A 13,655-nucleotide genomic window follows, 5' to 3' on the forward strand; every position below is an offset into this window, starting at 1 on the left:
GTCAAGCGCCGGTGGTTCCGCCATCCTGTGGCCATGAGGCAGACATGGGTGCAATTCCTGTCGAATCGCGTAGAGAGCCCCTCCCCTTCAATTCGGATTCGCCTATCTCGATGAACGATTTCTCGTCCCTGCCCTATCGCCCCTGCGTCGGGGTCATGCTCGTCAACGCCGACGGTAAGGTCTTCGTCGGCAAGCGCATCGACACGCGTGAAGGCGACTGGTGGCAGATGCCGCAAGGCGGCGTCGACGACGGCGAAGACCTTAAGGAAGCCGCCTTTCGCGAACTGCACGAGGAAACCGGCGTCACCAGGAAGCATGTCAAGCTGCTGTCGCAGACCCGCGAGGAACTGCTCTACGACCTGCCGCCTGAACTTGTCGGCAAGCTGTGGAAGGGCAAATATCGGGGGCAGCGCCAGCATTGGTTCCTCGCCCGGTTCGAAGGAAGCGATGCCGACATCGACCTGAATGCGCACAAGCCAGCCGAGTTCTGCGACTGGAAATGGGTCGAGGCGGCATTGCTGCCGGACCTCATCGTGCCTTTCAAGAAGCGTGTCTATCGTGCTGTTCTGGAAGAGTTCAAGACGCTGATCTGAGGCTTACGTCGTCCCGGACTTGATCCGGGACCGGTGGCCGTGAACCACCGATCTTGCTGCGCGAGCAACACGCTCACACCTAAAGACTGCCACCGGTCCCGGATCAAGTCCGGGACGACGGGGGCGGCAAACCCGCTCAGGCTGAGCCTGTCGAAGCCCCCGCGCAGATAGCGCCGCGCTTCAGTTTTCCGAAACCGCCGTCTTCGGCGTGACCGCATCGGCGGTGACCATGCGCGGCGTCGGCCCCTTGGCGATCGCGCCTGCCAGCGACTGCGCCTCTGCGCAGTCCTTGCCGCACAGGGTCTGGAGCCGCGCGAGATTGCGGTTGGCCTTCTCGGTTGCGCCCTTTTCGGCCAGCGCCATGCCCTCGCCGGCAAGCGCCGTGACGTTGCGCGGATCGCTGGTCAGCGCGACACGGTAGTAATGCAGCGCCTTGCCCTGCATGCCTTGACGGCGCGTGGCGTCGGCCAGCGACAGCAGCACGGTCACGCTGCCGGGCTCGACCGTCAGCGCCGATTCATAGGCGTCGATCGCCCCGTCAATGTTGCCCGCCGCAGCGGCAGCGCGGCCCTCGCTCAGCAGCATGCTGGCGCGCGGATCGAGTTGCTCGGGCGGTTGCGACAGAAGGACGCTGGAGGACGTGGCGGCTAGCAGGGAAAGGGCAACGGCAACGGGCGTATAACGCATCAGCAGGTCCTTGGCCGAGGTTTTCGTCCTCATCATGACGTGACGCTATCACAGCCTGACGAAGCGCGCGACGAAAAACCCGTCGGTTCCATCGCGCGAGGGAGAGAGACGCAGGCCGGCGCCGCGCGGGGTTCCGGCGGGCAAAACAGGCAGTTCGGCGCGCCAGTCGGGATGGCGGGTCAAGAAACCTTCGGCCTGATCCGCGCCTTCCGCGTCGAGCAGCGAGCAGGTCACGAAGACCAGCCGCCCGCCCGGCTTCACCAGCGTCGCCGCGATGTCGAGCAGGCGTGACTGGATCGCCACGTAGCGTTCAAGCTGCTTGTCGGTCAGGCGCCAGCGCGCTTCCGGGTTGCGGCGCCAGGTGCCGGTACCCGAGCACGGCGCATCGACGAGCACCGCATCGGCCGCGCCGACGAAAGGCTCAAGCGCCTGCATCTCGCGGTTGGCGTCGAGGAGCAAAGTCTCGATCCCGGTCGCCCCGGCCCGCTCGGCGCGGGGCGGCAGGCGTTGCAGGCGCGCGCGGTCGGCATCGCAGGCGACGAGCCGCCCGGCGTTCTCCATCGCGGCGGCGAGCGCGAGGGTCTTGCCCCCTGCCCCGGCACACAAATCGATCACCGTCTCGCCCGGCCGCGCGGCCACGACCTCGCAGGTGAGTTGCGAGCCCGCATCCTGCACCTCAATCATGCCTTCGAGGTAAGCGGGCGACTGCTCGATCTTCGTCTCGGGCGGGTAGCGCCAGCCGTGCGCGGCGACGGTCTTCTCCCCGCCTTCGGGGAGGTCGAGACTGCCGGACTTGAGCGTGTTGACGCGGATGTCGAGCGGCGCGCGGTCCAGCAGGGCTTCAGGATGTTCGACGCCGCTGTCGGCGAGGCGCTGCATCAACCATGCCGGAGCGACACCGGCCTCAGCCATCGGCTCAGCGGCGTCGATCGGTGCGGGCGCGTGGCGCGATCCGTCGAACAGTGCGGCGAGTTGCGGGTCGGTATCCGCGACGCGCAGCATCGCGGCCCGGCCGGTCGCGGGGATTTCCCCGCAGGCGCGGATGGCGCGGTAGGCGAGTTCACGTACCGCTCGGCGGTCTCCGCTGCCTGCCCAGCGGCGGGCCCGGAACCACTCGGAAATCAGGCGGTCGGCAGGCGCGCCGTTGGACCGCGCGGCCTCGATGACGAGATCGAGCACCTCAATGGCTGCCTGAATGCGGGCTGCGGGGGTCAATTCACCCCTCCCGCCTGCAGGAGAGGCCGAGGGTGGGCGCATGAGAACGCGAGGTCGGCGTCAGTGCCCACCCCGCTGCGACTAAGGGCCTGCGGCCCAAGTCTCGCTACCCCTCCCGCTTGCGGGAGGGGGTTAGCTGCCTCAGCGCGTCGGATAGTTCGGTGCCTCGCGGGTGATCGTCACGTCGTGGACGTGGCTCTCGCGCAGGCCCGCATTGGTGATGCGGATGAACTTGGAGTTCTTGCGCAAGTCCTCGATCGTCGCCGAGCCGGTGTAGCCCATCGCCGCCTTGATGCCGCCCACCAGCTGGTGGATGACGTCCTTGGCGGCGCCCTTGAACGCGACCTGGCCTTCGATGCCCTCGGGCACCAGCTTCATCTGGTCCTTGATGTCGCCCTGGAAGTAGCGGTCCGCCGAGCCGCGGCCCATCGCGCCGACCGAGCCCATGCCGCGGTACGACTTGTAGGCGCGGCCCTGGTACAGGAACGTCTCGCCCGGCGCTTCCTCGGTGCCTGCGAGCATCGAGCCGACCATGATCGTCGAGGCACCGGCGGCCAGCGCCTTGGCGGCGTCACCCGAAGTGCGCAGGCCGCCGTCGGCGATGACCGGCACGCCCGCCTTCTCGGCTTCCTCGGCGGCTTCCATCACGGCGGTGAGCTGCGGCACGCCTACCCCTGCGACGATGCGCGTGGTGCAGATCGAGCCCGGGCCGATGCCGACCTTCACGCAGTCGGCGCCCGCGTCGATCAGCGCCTTGGCGGCTTCGGCGGTGGCGATGTTGCCGGCGATGACCTGCGCCGAATTCGACAGCTTCTTCACCCGCTCGACCGCCAGAGCGACGTCGCGGTTGTGGCCATGCGCGGTGTCGATGACGACGACGTCGCACTCGGCCGCCAGCAGCGCCTCGGTGCGCGCGAAGCCCTTGTCGCCCACGGTGGTGGCGGCGGCGACGCGCAGGCGGCCTGCCTCGTCCTTGGTGGCCTCGGGAAACAGGACCGCCTTCTCGATGTCCTTGACGGTGATGAGGCCGACGCAGTGGAAGCCCTCATCGACGACAAGCAGCTTCTCGATGCGGCGGGCGTGCAGCAGGCGGCGCGCCTCGTCCTGATCGACGCCGACCTTAACGGTTGCGAGGTTCTCATGCGTCATCAGTTCGCGCACCGGCTGCGCGGCGTTGGCGGCAAAACGCACGTCGCGGTTGGTGAGGATGCCGACGAGCTTGCCCGACGCCTCGACCACCGGGATGCCGCTGATGCGGTTCGCGGTCATCAGCGCCTGCGCCTCGCCCAGCGTGGCATCGGGGCCGATGGTGATGGGATTGACGACCATGCCGCTCTCGAAGCGCTTGACCTGGCGGACGGCGGCAACCTGCTCCTCGATCGACAAGTTGCGGTGCAGCACGCCGATCCCGCCCATCTGCGCCATGACGATCGCCATCTGCGCCTCGGTCACGGTGTCCATGGCGGAGGAGATCACGGGGATGTTCAGCCCGATGGTGCGGGTCAGCATGGAGCGGGTATCGGCCTGGGTCGGCACGATGTCGGACTTGGCGGGACGCAGGAGTACGTCGTCGAAAGTGAGTCCGAGCTGGATATCCATGTGCGCCACCAATGCCTTCGAGGGGAGAATCGTGGCGGCTCATGTAATCAAAGGGGGCGGTTTGGGCTAGGGGGCGAATCCCATGTTTTTCGGGTTTCTGGTGCGACAGGTCCGGCTATTTCGCCGAGACCGGCGCCTTTGCCACCATGGGCGTGACCGGCACCTTGCGCGTATCGGCGAACCAGCGGCCCAGCGCAGTCAGCATCTTCACGTCGTCGCTGGCCCCGCCAAGCTCGATCGGGTGGGACAGGTCGTCGCTCGGCCGGTGATAGTCGCCGTCGAAGAAGGCACGCATCCGCTCGATGTCGCCATAGGACGTCGTCACCATGACGGCGGGAATGTCGTGCTGCAGCAAGGCCCAGCCATCCTGCCGTTTCACATATTCATTGGCGTCGTTGTTCTCGCGCAGCTTGAAGCCTTCCGCCTTGGCGACCTTGGCGATGTCCTTGTCGAGCCCGGTCATGCCCCGTCCGACGATGGCGAAGGGCGTCTTGCGCGGCGCGATGGCGACCGAATCGATGTTGAAGGCCGCGACGATCCGCTCCAGCGGCAGCGGTGGGCTCTCGGCAAAGGCGTGCGCGCCCAGCAGCCCGAGTTCCTCCGCTGTGGTGGCGAGGAAATAGACGTCGCGGTCCATCTGCGGGCTGCGCGACAGACGGCGCGCCACTTCGGTCAGCGCTGCGACGCCGCTGGCGTTGTCCACCGCACCGTTGCAGATGACGTCCTCGGCGGGAGGCTCGCCGCATTCTCCGAAATGGTCCCAATGAGCCACGAACAGCACCGCGCCCGCCTGCTTGCTGCGCCCCGGCAGCTTGCCGATCAGGTTATGCGTTCGGATCGTCGTCTCGTCCGTCGCGGCTTCCAGCGAGGCGGTGACGTCCAGCACGATGGGCGCGAAATCATCCTTACCCGCCGCCTGCTCCAGATCATCGAAAGTATGCGCGGTGCCCTTGAGCAGGGTTTCCATCGTCGCGCGGCCGATGAACGCCTCAAGGTCGCCGCCCAGCGCTTCGTCCGAGAGCGCGTAGCCCGAACGCCGACGCCGGGCCGCTACCTCGTCCAGCGTGCGCTCGCCGTCGAGCACGGTCAGCACGGCCGAGGCGCCCAGCGCGAGCAGTTCGTTCTGGCGCGCACTGTCGGGCGTATTCCCGTCGAGCACTACGGCGATGCGGCCGGCCAGTTCGTTGCGCGTGAAGTCCTGGCTGCGCGCGCGGCCGACGAAGAGCAGCGGCGCATTGCGCACCAGCGAACGCTTGCCAGAGGTGAAGACCAGCACGTCGCTTGGCGCGATGGTGGCGCGGAAGCCCTTGCGCAGGAAGCGGGCGGAACCGCTCGACGGTTCGTGAGCGACGACAGTAACCGGCGCAAACCACTCATTGCCCGGATCATTTGTGCCCGAGACAAGGCCGATGTCGAACCACTGCTTGGCAAGGTAGCGCAGCGTCTTCGCCTCGCCATCGGTGCCGGGTTCACGGCCATCGAAATCGTCGCTGGCGAGGATCTGGATATGCGCGCGCAGCCGGTCCTCGATCTCGCGGTCGGCGCGGCTGACGCTGGCGGCAACGACGCCGATGGGAACTCCTACGGCGAAAAGCGCGAAGAACGCTGCCGTCCTCCACGCACTTTTCCCTGCTGCACGTCCCACTGCCCGGATGCCCGACTTCATTGCGCTGCACCTATACGACACATTTTCGAGCACGGTTGTAAAATTTCCTCCAATCGCGTGCAGTTGCAACATTTCCCGCTTCATCCGGCGATAATGACGCAGCCGCGCAACACTCGGGAGACTTGCGGAACACCCCCGAGTTCTGCGAATTGATCTGCACGCGAGACGCTGCCCGGCAACGGCGAAAAGAGGATACGGCACCCATGCGGCTGGACGATTTCGACCCCGACAACATCAAGGTCACCGAAGGCGGCAGCCGCGGCGGCGGCTTTTCCCTCGGCGGCGGCAAGCTGGGCTGCGGCGGCCTGATCATCGTGCTGATCGGCGCCCTAGTCTTCGGCGTGGACCCGGGACAAATGCTCGGCACGCTGGAGAACGTGCAGCAGCAGACGCCGACCACCGCGCAGCAACCGGTGGGCGGCTCGCGCAGCGCGACAGAGATCTGCACGCAAAATGCCTACTCGCGCGAATCGTGCAATGCGCTGTCCTCGCTCGACAAGACCTGGCAGCCGCTGTTCCAGAAGGCCAACGTGCCCTTCGAGCAGCCGATGCTGCACTTCTACACCGGCGGCACCCGCAGCGGCTGCGGCGCGGCGAGCAGCGCAATGGGGCCGTTCTACTGCCCCGCCGATCAGGGCATCTATATCGACGTCAGCTTCTACGACCAGATGGACAAGCAACTCGGCGCCCGGGGCGACTTCGCGCGCTATTATGTGATGGCGCATGAGTACGGGCACCATGTCCAGCACCTCACCGGCCTCGACCAGCAGGTCCGCAAGGCGCAGCAGCAGAACCCCCGGCAGGAGAACGCCCTGCAGGTGAAGATGGAACTGCAGGCAGACTGCTACGCGGGCGTCTGGGCCGCCAGGAACCGCGACCGCATCGAGCCAGGCGACATGGAGGAAGGTCTGACCGCCGCCAGCGCGATCGGCGACGACACGCTGATGAAGAACGCCGGACAGGCGGTGACGCCGGAGAGTTTCACCCACGGCTCCAGCGCCGAGCGCATGCGCTGGCTCAAGCGCGGCCTCGAAACCGGGAACGAGGACGCATGTGACACGTTCTCTTCAACAGGATGACATCACAGGCGTGAGCGGACCCGGTGGCGGATCGGCGACCGCGCGCCGGGGACAGGAGAACAGGGACATGAGCCGCAAGTGGCTGGGTGCGATCGTCGTTGCGAGCCTGAGCGCAGGCACACTGGCTGCTCCGGCAGCAGCCAGGCAAGATGAAAAGCCGATCACCTCGCGTGATCCCGATGCGGTGGACGTGGCGAAGACGCCGATGACCGACCTCAACGTGGGGCGCGACGGGGAAATCCCCCCCCTCCTCGTCAATGCCACGGCGGAGCCCTACACGCTGCACGGCCTGTCAAAATGCCGCCAGATCGCCGGGGCGATCCAGCAGCTCGACGAAGTCCTCGGCCCCGACATCGACCTCCCCGCCGAAGAGCGCGACCGCATCAGCGCCGGGCGCGTGGGCAAGTGGGTGGTCGCCTCGTTCATCCCGTTTCGCGGCCTGATCCGCGAAGTCTCGGGCGCCAACGCGCAGGACCGCAAGGTCAATGCGGCGATCCAGGCGGGCCTGACGCGCCGCGGTTTCCTCAAGGGCGTCGGCTCGGCCAAGGGTTGCCGCTATCCCGCATCCCCCGCCCCCGCCAGCGTCGTCCAGGCCCGCGTGAACGAACTCAAGGCGATGGAGCAGGAAAAGGACGCGAAGAAGAAGGCGAAGTCCGAGGCCAAAGCCGACGCGAAGTCAGACCGGGATCTCGCCTTCAAGACCGAGCCCGACGCCCGCCAGCCTTCTCCCAAGAACTGACGGCTGCTTGATGCTTCGGGCACTTCCTGCGGCAAGCGCGCTCGTGCTGCTGCTGTCCGCATGCGGCGGCGAGCCGACTGCCACGGCGACGGGCGAGGCGCCTTCCTCACCCGCTCCTGAAACGTTGAGCGCGGCCCCTATCGAAGCGCTGCCACAAAGCGCACCCTCCTCCCCTGCCGCCGATGCCGGACCGATCGCCTGCTCGTCCGAAATCGGGGAGGCGGCAGCGCGCAAGCTGGTCGCGCAGTGCATTGCCGTCTCTCCCGCGACGCGCCCGCCGTGCAACGCCGCAAACTCCTGCGCGATGATCCGCAACGAAGTGGCCCGCGGATGCGCCATTCTCGGTGAGGATGCGGCAAAAACTCCTGAATGCGGCGGAATAGATCCCATCGGCAAGGAAGCCGCCGCCGACATGGTGAAGCGCTACTACGCCGCAATCAACGCGCGCGATTATGCCTCGGCATGGACCCTGTGGGGACCGGACGGCGGGCCCGGCGGCCAGACCCTGCAGGCTTTCAGCGACGGCTACGCCCATTCCCGCCGCGTTCACGTGGATATCGGCAAGGTGTCAGACGTCGAGGGCGGCGCCGGGTCGATCTACGTCACCGTCCCGGTAACGGTCGATGCAGAACTCGACGACGGCCGACGTCAGCGATTCACCGGCAGTTATGATCTGCGCCAGATCAACCGCGGCATGGGTATTTCGCAAGGCTGGCACATCACCTCGGCGAAGCTGCGACCGGCTTGACGTAAGAAAGCCGGCAGCCCCCGGCTGCCGGCCTCCCGCATTATGAGCGTCAGTTAGCGTTCGCCTCGCGATGGGCGTCGGCGATCTCTCCGTCGAGGTCGGCGAGGATTTCCGAGCGGACCTTCGCATCCAGCGCACGGTCTGCCGCGATCGAGGCGCGGGCGCTGCGCAAGGCATTCACTGCCGCGAATTTCGCGGCCCTGGGCTCGCCGGTGCAGATGACCACCGATGCACTAGACCCGTTGCTTTCGCGGCTCGCCTCGCGGCGGCGGCTGTCGGCGGGGCAATTCTCGTCGAGCACCATGGTCCGAGTCGAAACGCGCGAGCCGTCCTTTTGCACGATGCGAATGGTATGCCGCTTGCCATCGGCCGAGACCGATTCCTCCACCTTGGGCGCGCGCGCCAAGGCTTCTGCGGCCATGCGCTGTGCTTCCGTCGAACGGCGCTGTGCATCGGCCACGCTGCGCTGGGCATCCGCCGCGCTGCGCAAGCGGTCGTGCATCTGGCGAACATCGTCGACCGTCATCGTCTTGCGCATCGTGACTCGGGCGTTCGGCATCGGACGAGGCGCCGGTGCGGCGAGAGCGGAGGGGGCGGCGGGGGGAGCCGGAGGTACGGGAGGAACCGGCGGCACCGGCGGCGCGATACCTTCAGCCACATCGACTTCCGGCATTTCGGGCGGCTCCGGCGCTTCTGGGGGCTCCGGCAGTTCGGCCTCAGCCAGTGTTTCAGGAGCCTCAGGCGGCACCGGCGGCTGCGGAGCGTGCGGCACCCGCGAATGTTGCGCCTGCGGGACTGCTTCCGGCGCGGAGACGGGATCGGCTTCCGCCTCGTCCATCGCGGCATAGCTGACCGTCGCCGTAGCAGGCACCGCGACGACGGCCAGCGCGAACAGGCTGCGGGCGAGCACGCGCCGCGTCGGGCTGACGTCGGCCGCCGCCAGTGCCTTCAGACGCTGGATTATCGGCTTCTCTCCCGAGAGCGGGCCGGCCATCGGCGCGGCAAGGCCGAGCCGCGTCCCCCCAGCCATCGAAGCGATCAGGCGGCCGTAGCGGGCGCGCTCGGCACGGGTCCGGCCAGCCATGACCCGGGCGTCGCAGAAGGCCTCCTGATCAGCCCTCACCGCGCGCCAACCGGCCCAGCCGATCGGATTGAACCAGTGCAGCGCGAAGAGAGGCTGCATCGCGATCAGCGCCAGCAGGTCGCTGCCCGCGTGATGCTCCATCTCGTGCGCGATGGCGAAGTCGGAGGTTTCGGAGTCAGCCTCCGCCAGAAATCCCTGCGGCAGAGCGACGACCTTGTCGAATACCCCGAAGGCGAGCGGCGCGGTGATCGCGGGCGTTTCGACGATCCGCACGGTGTCGGATCGAGCAACCACGCGCGCGCCATCAAGCAGATCGCGGCGCATCCAGCGGTAAGTCACCGTCCGCCAAACGAGGAACAGCGCCGCACCGCCGAGCCACACGGCCAGGGCAACTGTCGCCCACGGCACTTGTGCCAGCAGCCCCGGCTCGATCGAAGCGGCCGTCAGCACCTCAGCGGCGGGCAGCGCGGCAGCGCCTTCCGCAACCGGGCCGGCTGCTGGCAGCAGCACCGTCTCGACCGGCGTCGCAGCCTGAAACCCTGCGGCAGACGCCGTGATCGGCTCTACACCGAAGCGAAGATTGGACAGTAAGCCATGCTCCATGAAGCGGGGCAGCGCCAGTGGAGGCAGCACCAACCGTATCATCGGCAGCGCCCAGAGCGCATAAGCCGCGCCCGGACCGAACCAGCGCGCGACGGGGCGGCGGACGAGCAGCACCAGCGCCATCAGCACGCCGGTCGCCAGAAGCGTATCGGTAAGCCACTCGGTCATGACTTCAGCTCCTTCAGCAGGGCTTCAATCTCGGCAATGTCGTCGTCGCTGAGTTGTTCGCTCTCAGCCAAATGCGCGAAAAGCGGCGCCGCGCGGCCGCCGAACAGGCGATCTACCAAGCGGCGGCTTTCCGCACCGACATAGACTGTACGCGCGATGCGGGGCGAGTAAAGGAAGCGCTTGCCGTCAGGCTCGGTCTCGACCGCCTGCTTGGCGACGAGGCGCGACAGCAGCGTCTTGACCGTGGCGAGGCTCCAGCCGCGCGGTCCGCAGACTTCCTCACAGACTTCCTGGGCGGTGAGCGGGGAGCGCTGCCACAGCGCCTCCATCACCGCATGCTCGGCTTCGGAAATGCGGTCGGGCTGTTCAGGGGACTCGGACACCCATCTCTCCATCGTCTACACACGTAATCGACTACGTCTGTAAACATGAACGGTGGGTGAATGTCAACTCAGCTGCGCTTGAGGAGCAGGGCCAGCTGGATCAGGAAAACCGCACGCACCGTCAGGCTGATCGCGACGATGATAGCGAGGAAAGCGAGGCCCGTCGCCGCACTCGAAAACAGCAGCACCATCCCCAGCACCACGTCGAGCACGCCGAGTAGCAGGCGCCAGCCCTTGTCGTGGCGGGCCTTGAGCGCGAAGGCGATCTGGAACACGCCGGAGACGACCAGCCATAGCCCGATGGCGATGACCAGCGACAGCGCGCCCGCAACCGGGTCTGCCACGGCGAAGATGCCCGCCAGCAGCGCGAGAACGCCGAGCAGGATCTCCGTCCACCGCGCGCGACTCGACAGCGAGGTCCAGCCCGCCGCAACGGCTGCCACGCCTGCGACGATGAGGATTACGCCGAGGATCAGCCCGGTCGCCACGCCCGCCACCAGCGGATTGAGCAGCACGATCAACGCGGCAAGGATCAGCAGCACGCCATAGGCCATGACCCAGCCCCAGGTGCTGCCGGGCGCGCGCTCCATCTCGCGCACGAGCGGGTCGCGGTGCACGTTGGGCTCGAGCAGGGGATCGACGTCGGTGCGTTGCATGGGGGTTCCTTTCACCCGCTGCAATGCACGGCAGGGCGAAGGGTTGCGCGCCGGTACGCCCACCCCGCTGCGACTAGGGCCTGCGGCCCAAGTCTCGCTCCCCTCCCGCTTGCGGGAGGGGCATTCTCGCACTTTCTCCCCTCCCGCTTGCGGGAGGGGCTGGGGGTGAAACGAAAAAGGGCGGCGCAGCCTTGCCGCTGCGCCGCCCTCCTCTCGTTTTCAACCTCAGCCGATATCAGTACACGCGGGCCTTGGGCTTGATGTACTCGACGTCGTCGGTCAGCGTGAATTCGTGCACCGGGCGATAGTCGATGCGAACGTCGCCGCCCTTGCCGCCCCAGCCGTCGAACCAGGTCGCGGTGTGCTTCATCCAGTTCACGTCGTCGCGGTTCGGGAAGTCCTCGTGCGCATGCGCGCCGCGGCTTTCCTTGCGGTTCTGCGCGCCGTGCAGGGTCACGGTGGCCTGCGAGATCAGGTTGTCCAGCTCCAGCGTCTCCACCAGGTCCGAATTCCAGATCAGGCCGCGGTCGGTAACCTTGATGTCGTTCATCTTCTGATAGGTCGCGGCGAGCTTTTCCTTGCCCTCGACCATCAGTTCGTCGGTGCGGAACACCGCCGCGTGGAGCGACATGGTGCGCTGCATCTCGGTGCGGATTTCCGCGGTCGAGGACGAGCCGTTGGCATTGCGGAAGTGGTCGAGGCGGGTGAGCGCCAGATCGGCCGAATCCTTGGGCAGTTCCGCCTGCGTGCCGTTCGGCGTCAGGTTTTCCTTGAGGTACAGGCCGGTCGCGCGGCCGAACACCACGAGGTCGATCAGCGAGTTCGAGCCCAGACGGTTGGCGCCGTGAACCGAGACGCAAGCCGCCTCACCCACCGCGAACAGGCCCGGAACCACGGTTTCGGGATCGCCGTCGGGGCCGATGGTCATCACGCGGCCGTTATAGTCGCACGGGATGCCGCCCATGTTGTAGTGCACGGTCGGGACGACCGGCAGCGGCTGGCGGGTAAGGTCCACGCCCGCGAAGATCTTGCCGCTCTCGGTGATGCCCGGCAGACGCTCGCCCAGCACCTTGGGATCGATGTGATCGAGGTGCAGGTAGATATGGTCCTTGTGCGGACCGACGCCCCGGCCTTCGCGGATTTCCATCGCCATCGAGCGCGAGACGACGTCACGGCTGGCAAGGTCCTTCGCCGAAGGCGCGTAACGCTCCATGAAGCGCTCGCCTTCGGAGTTCGTCAGGTAGCCGCCTTCGCCGCGTGCGCCCTCGGTGATGAGAACGCCGGCGCCGTAGATGCCGGTCGGGTGGAACTGGACGAACTCCATGTCCTGCAGGGGCAGGCCGGCGCGCAGCACCATGCCGCCACCGTCGCCGGTGCAGGTGTGGGCAGACGTCGCGGTGAAATACGAACGACCGTAGCCGCCGGTCGCGAGCACGACGGCCTGCGAGCGGAAGCGGTGGATCGTGCCGTCATCCATGCACAGCGCGATCACGCCGACGCACTTGCCGCCGTCCATGATGAGGTCGATCGCGAAGTATTCGATGAAGAAGTCCGCGTCGTACTTCAGCGACTGCTGGTACAGCGCGTGGAGCATGGCGTGGCCGGTACGGTCGGCGGCGGCGCAAGTGCGCTGCACCGGCGGGCCTTCGCCCATGTTCTGCATGTGGCCGCCGAACGGACGCTGGTAGATCGTGCCGTCGGCGTTGCGGCTGAAGGGCACGCCTGCGTGCTCCAGCTCGTACACGGCTGCGGGAGCTTCGCGCACCATGTATTCGATGGCGTCCTGGTCGCCCAGCCAGTCCGACCCCTTGACGGTGTCGTACATGTGCCAGGTCCAGTGGTCCGGCGTGTTGTTCTTGAGGCTGGCGGCAATGCCGCCCTGCGCCGCAACGGTGTGGCTTCGTGTGGGGAACACCTTGGTGATGCACGCGGTCTTCAGGCCGGCTTCGGCCGAGCCCATCGTGGCGCGCAGGCCCGAGCCGCCGGCGCCGACGACGACGGTGTCGTAGGTGTGGTCGATGATCTTGTAGGCAGGCGCGGACATCAGGCGTGTGCTCCCAGCGCGATACGGACGATGCAGAACACGCCGAACGCGATCCCGCCGCAAGCGGCAAGGTTCAGCGCGGCGATGGCGGCGAACTTGTTGGCGTGGTCGTGCAGGTAGTCCTCGACCAGCACTTGCAGGCCGAGGCGTGCGTGCCAGAAGGTCGTGACGACCAGCAGGATCATCATCACGGCCGGGACCGGACGTGCGATCCATTCGACGATGGTGCCGTAGGAATAGTCCGGCAGCAGCACCAGCGAGACGATCAGGAACAGCACCGAGATCAGGTTGCCGATCGCGGTGAAGCGCTGCAGCAGCCAGTGGTGGACGCCGCCCTTTGCCGAGCCGAGGCCGCGCACGCGGCCGATTGAGGTTCCGTTACCCATTGTTC

13 protein-coding genes are annotated in these 13,655 nt (G+C 67.1%); 4 read left to right on the top strand and 9 right to left on the bottom strand.

From position 1 onward, the window contains the following. Positions 1 to 110 precede the first annotated feature (110 nt). Positions 111 to 593: an RNA pyrophosphohydrolase gene (locus BES08_RS07805; RefSeq protein WP_008831310.1), complete on the top strand. Its 483-nt coding sequence runs from the start codon at positions 111 to 113 to the stop codon at positions 591 to 593. 180 nt (positions 594 to 773) lie between these two features. Here the strand turns inward: BES08_RS07805 and BES08_RS07810 are convergent, their stop codons facing one another. From BES08_RS07810 to BES08_RS07825, 4 genes are all read right to left on the bottom strand, one after another. After that, the gene (locus tag BES08_RS07810) at positions 774 to 1,316 is read right to left on the bottom strand and encodes a tetratricopeptide repeat protein (RefSeq protein ID WP_008831309.1); all 543 of its coding nucleotides are present in this window, start codon (positions 1,314 to 1,316) and stop codon (positions 774 to 776) included. 12 nt (positions 1,317 to 1,328) lie between these two features. Then, a complete protein-coding gene (locus BES08_RS07815; protein WP_069708018.1) occupies positions 1,329 to 2,495 on the bottom strand; it encodes an RsmB/NOP family class I SAM-dependent RNA methyltransferase in 1,167 nt (388 codons plus the stop codon). A gap of 141 nt (positions 2,496 to 2,636) precedes the next feature. Then, positions 2,637 to 4,094: an IMP dehydrogenase gene (gene guaB / locus BES08_RS07820; RefSeq protein WP_069708019.1), complete on the bottom strand. Its 1,458-nt coding sequence runs from the start codon at positions 4,092 to 4,094 to the stop codon at positions 2,637 to 2,639. 115 nt (positions 4,095 to 4,209) lie between these two features. Further along, positions 4,210 to 5,760: a M28 family peptidase gene (locus BES08_RS07825; protein WP_083274629.1), complete on the bottom strand. Its 1,551-nt coding sequence runs from the start codon at positions 5,758 to 5,760 to the stop codon at positions 4,210 to 4,212. A 203-nt stretch (positions 5,761 to 5,963) separates the two neighbouring features. Here BES08_RS07825 and ypfJ point away from each other — a divergent pair, with 203 nt between their 5' ends. Genes ypfJ through BES08_RS07840 form a run of 3 tightly spaced genes read left to right on the top strand, consistent with a single transcriptional unit; the run spans position 5,964 to position 8,326 of the window. Next, positions 5,964 to 6,839 carry a KPN_02809 family neutral zinc metallopeptidase gene (ypfJ, locus tag BES08_RS07830; protein WP_069708020.1) on the top strand — a complete coding sequence of 292 codons (876 nt, stop codon included), beginning with the start codon at positions 5,964 to 5,966 and terminating at the stop codon, positions 6,837 to 6,839. A gap of 10 nt (positions 6,840 to 6,849) precedes the next feature. After that, complete coding sequence (locus BES08_RS07835; protein WP_231958201.1) at positions 6,850 to 7,578, top strand: hypothetical protein; 729 nt, start codon at positions 6,850 to 6,852, stop codon at positions 7,576 to 7,578. Positions 7,579 to 7,588: 10 nt separating this feature from the next. Further along, positions 7,589 to 8,326 (top strand): Cif family virulence factor, encoded by a 738-nt coding sequence (locus BES08_RS07840; RefSeq protein ID WP_069708022.1) that lies wholly within the window; start codon positions 7,589 to 7,591, stop codon positions 8,324 to 8,326. A 49-nt stretch (positions 8,327 to 8,375) separates the two neighbouring features. Here BES08_RS07840 and BES08_RS07845 read toward each other — a convergent pair whose 3' ends face one another. The 5 genes from BES08_RS07845 to sdhD form a co-directional block, all read right to left on the bottom strand. Continuing rightward, a complete protein-coding gene (locus tag BES08_RS07845; RefSeq protein ID WP_069708023.1) occupies positions 8,376 to 10,181 on the bottom strand; it encodes a M56 family metallopeptidase in 1,806 nt (601 codons plus the stop codon). Beyond that, positions 10,178 to 10,576, bottom strand: a complete 399-nt coding sequence (locus BES08_RS07850) for a BlaI/MecI/CopY family transcriptional regulator (RefSeq protein ID WP_069708024.1) — start codon at positions 10,574 to 10,576, stop codon at positions 10,178 to 10,180. The genes BES08_RS07845 and BES08_RS07850 overlap by 4 nt, the downstream gene beginning before the upstream one ends. A 56-nt stretch (positions 10,577 to 10,632) precedes the next feature. Continuing rightward, positions 10,633 to 11,220 (bottom strand): HdeD family acid-resistance protein, encoded by a 588-nt coding sequence (locus tag BES08_RS07855; protein ID WP_008831300.1) that lies wholly within the window; start codon positions 11,218 to 11,220, stop codon positions 10,633 to 10,635. Positions 11,221 to 11,455: 235 nt separating this feature from the next. Beyond that, positions 11,456 to 13,264: a succinate dehydrogenase flavoprotein subunit gene (gene sdhA / locus BES08_RS07860; RefSeq protein ID WP_036523815.1), complete on the bottom strand. Its 1,809-nt coding sequence runs from the start codon at positions 13,262 to 13,264 to the stop codon at positions 11,456 to 11,458. Continuing rightward, positions 13,264 to 13,650: a succinate dehydrogenase, hydrophobic membrane anchor protein gene (sdhD, locus tag BES08_RS07865; RefSeq protein WP_008831298.1), complete on the bottom strand. Its 387-nt coding sequence runs from the start codon at positions 13,648 to 13,650 to the stop codon at positions 13,264 to 13,266. The genes sdhA and sdhD overlap by 1 nt, the downstream gene beginning before the upstream one ends. Between the last annotated feature and the right edge of the window lie 5 nt (positions 13,651 to 13,655).

The sequence above is a fragment of the Novosphingobium resinovorum genome (assembly GCF_001742225.1).
Lineage (GTDB): Bacteria > Pseudomonadota > Alphaproteobacteria > Sphingomonadales > Sphingomonadaceae > Novosphingobium > Novosphingobium resinovorum_A.

Bases quoted from the DNA above. Each gene is read 5' to 3' on its own strand.
- BES08_RS07805 (WP_008831310.1), top strand. From the start codon at position 111: ATGAACGATTTCTCGTCCCTGCCCTATCGCCCCTGCGTCGGGGTCATG.
- BES08_RS07810 (WP_008831309.1), bottom strand. From the start codon at position 1,316: ATGATGAGGACGAAAACCTCGGCCAAGGACCTGCTGATGCGTTATACG.
- guaB (WP_069708019.1), bottom strand. From the start codon at position 4,094: ATGGATATCCAGCTCGGACTCACTTTCGACGACGTACTCCTGCGTCCC.
- BES08_RS07825 (WP_083274629.1), bottom strand. From the start codon at position 5,760: ATGAAGTCGGGCATCCGGGCAGTGGGACGTGCAGCAGGGAAAAGTGCG.
- ypfJ (WP_069708020.1), top strand. From the start codon at position 5,964: ATGCGGCTGGACGATTTCGACCCCGACAACATCAAGGTCACCGAAGGC.
- BES08_RS07840 (WP_069708022.1), top strand. From the start codon at position 7,589: ATGCTTCGGGCACTTCCTGCGGCAAGCGCGCTCGTGCTGCTGCTGTCC.
- BES08_RS07845 (WP_069708023.1), bottom strand. From the start codon at position 10,181: ATGACCGAGTGGCTTACCGATACGCTTCTGGCGACCGGCGTGCTGATG.
- BES08_RS07850 (WP_069708024.1), bottom strand. From the start codon at position 10,576: ATGGAGAGATGGGTGTCCGAGTCCCCTGAACAGCCCGACCGCATTTCC.
- BES08_RS07855 (WP_008831300.1), bottom strand. From the start codon at position 11,220: ATGCAACGCACCGACGTCGATCCCCTGCTCGAGCCCAACGTGCACCGC.
- sdhA (WP_036523815.1), bottom strand. From the start codon at position 13,264: ATGTCCGCGCCTGCCTACAAGATCATCGACCACACCTACGACACCGTC.
- sdhD (WP_008831298.1), bottom strand. From the start codon at position 13,650: ATGGGTAACGGAACCTCAATCGGCCGCGTGCGCGGCCTCGGCTCGGCA.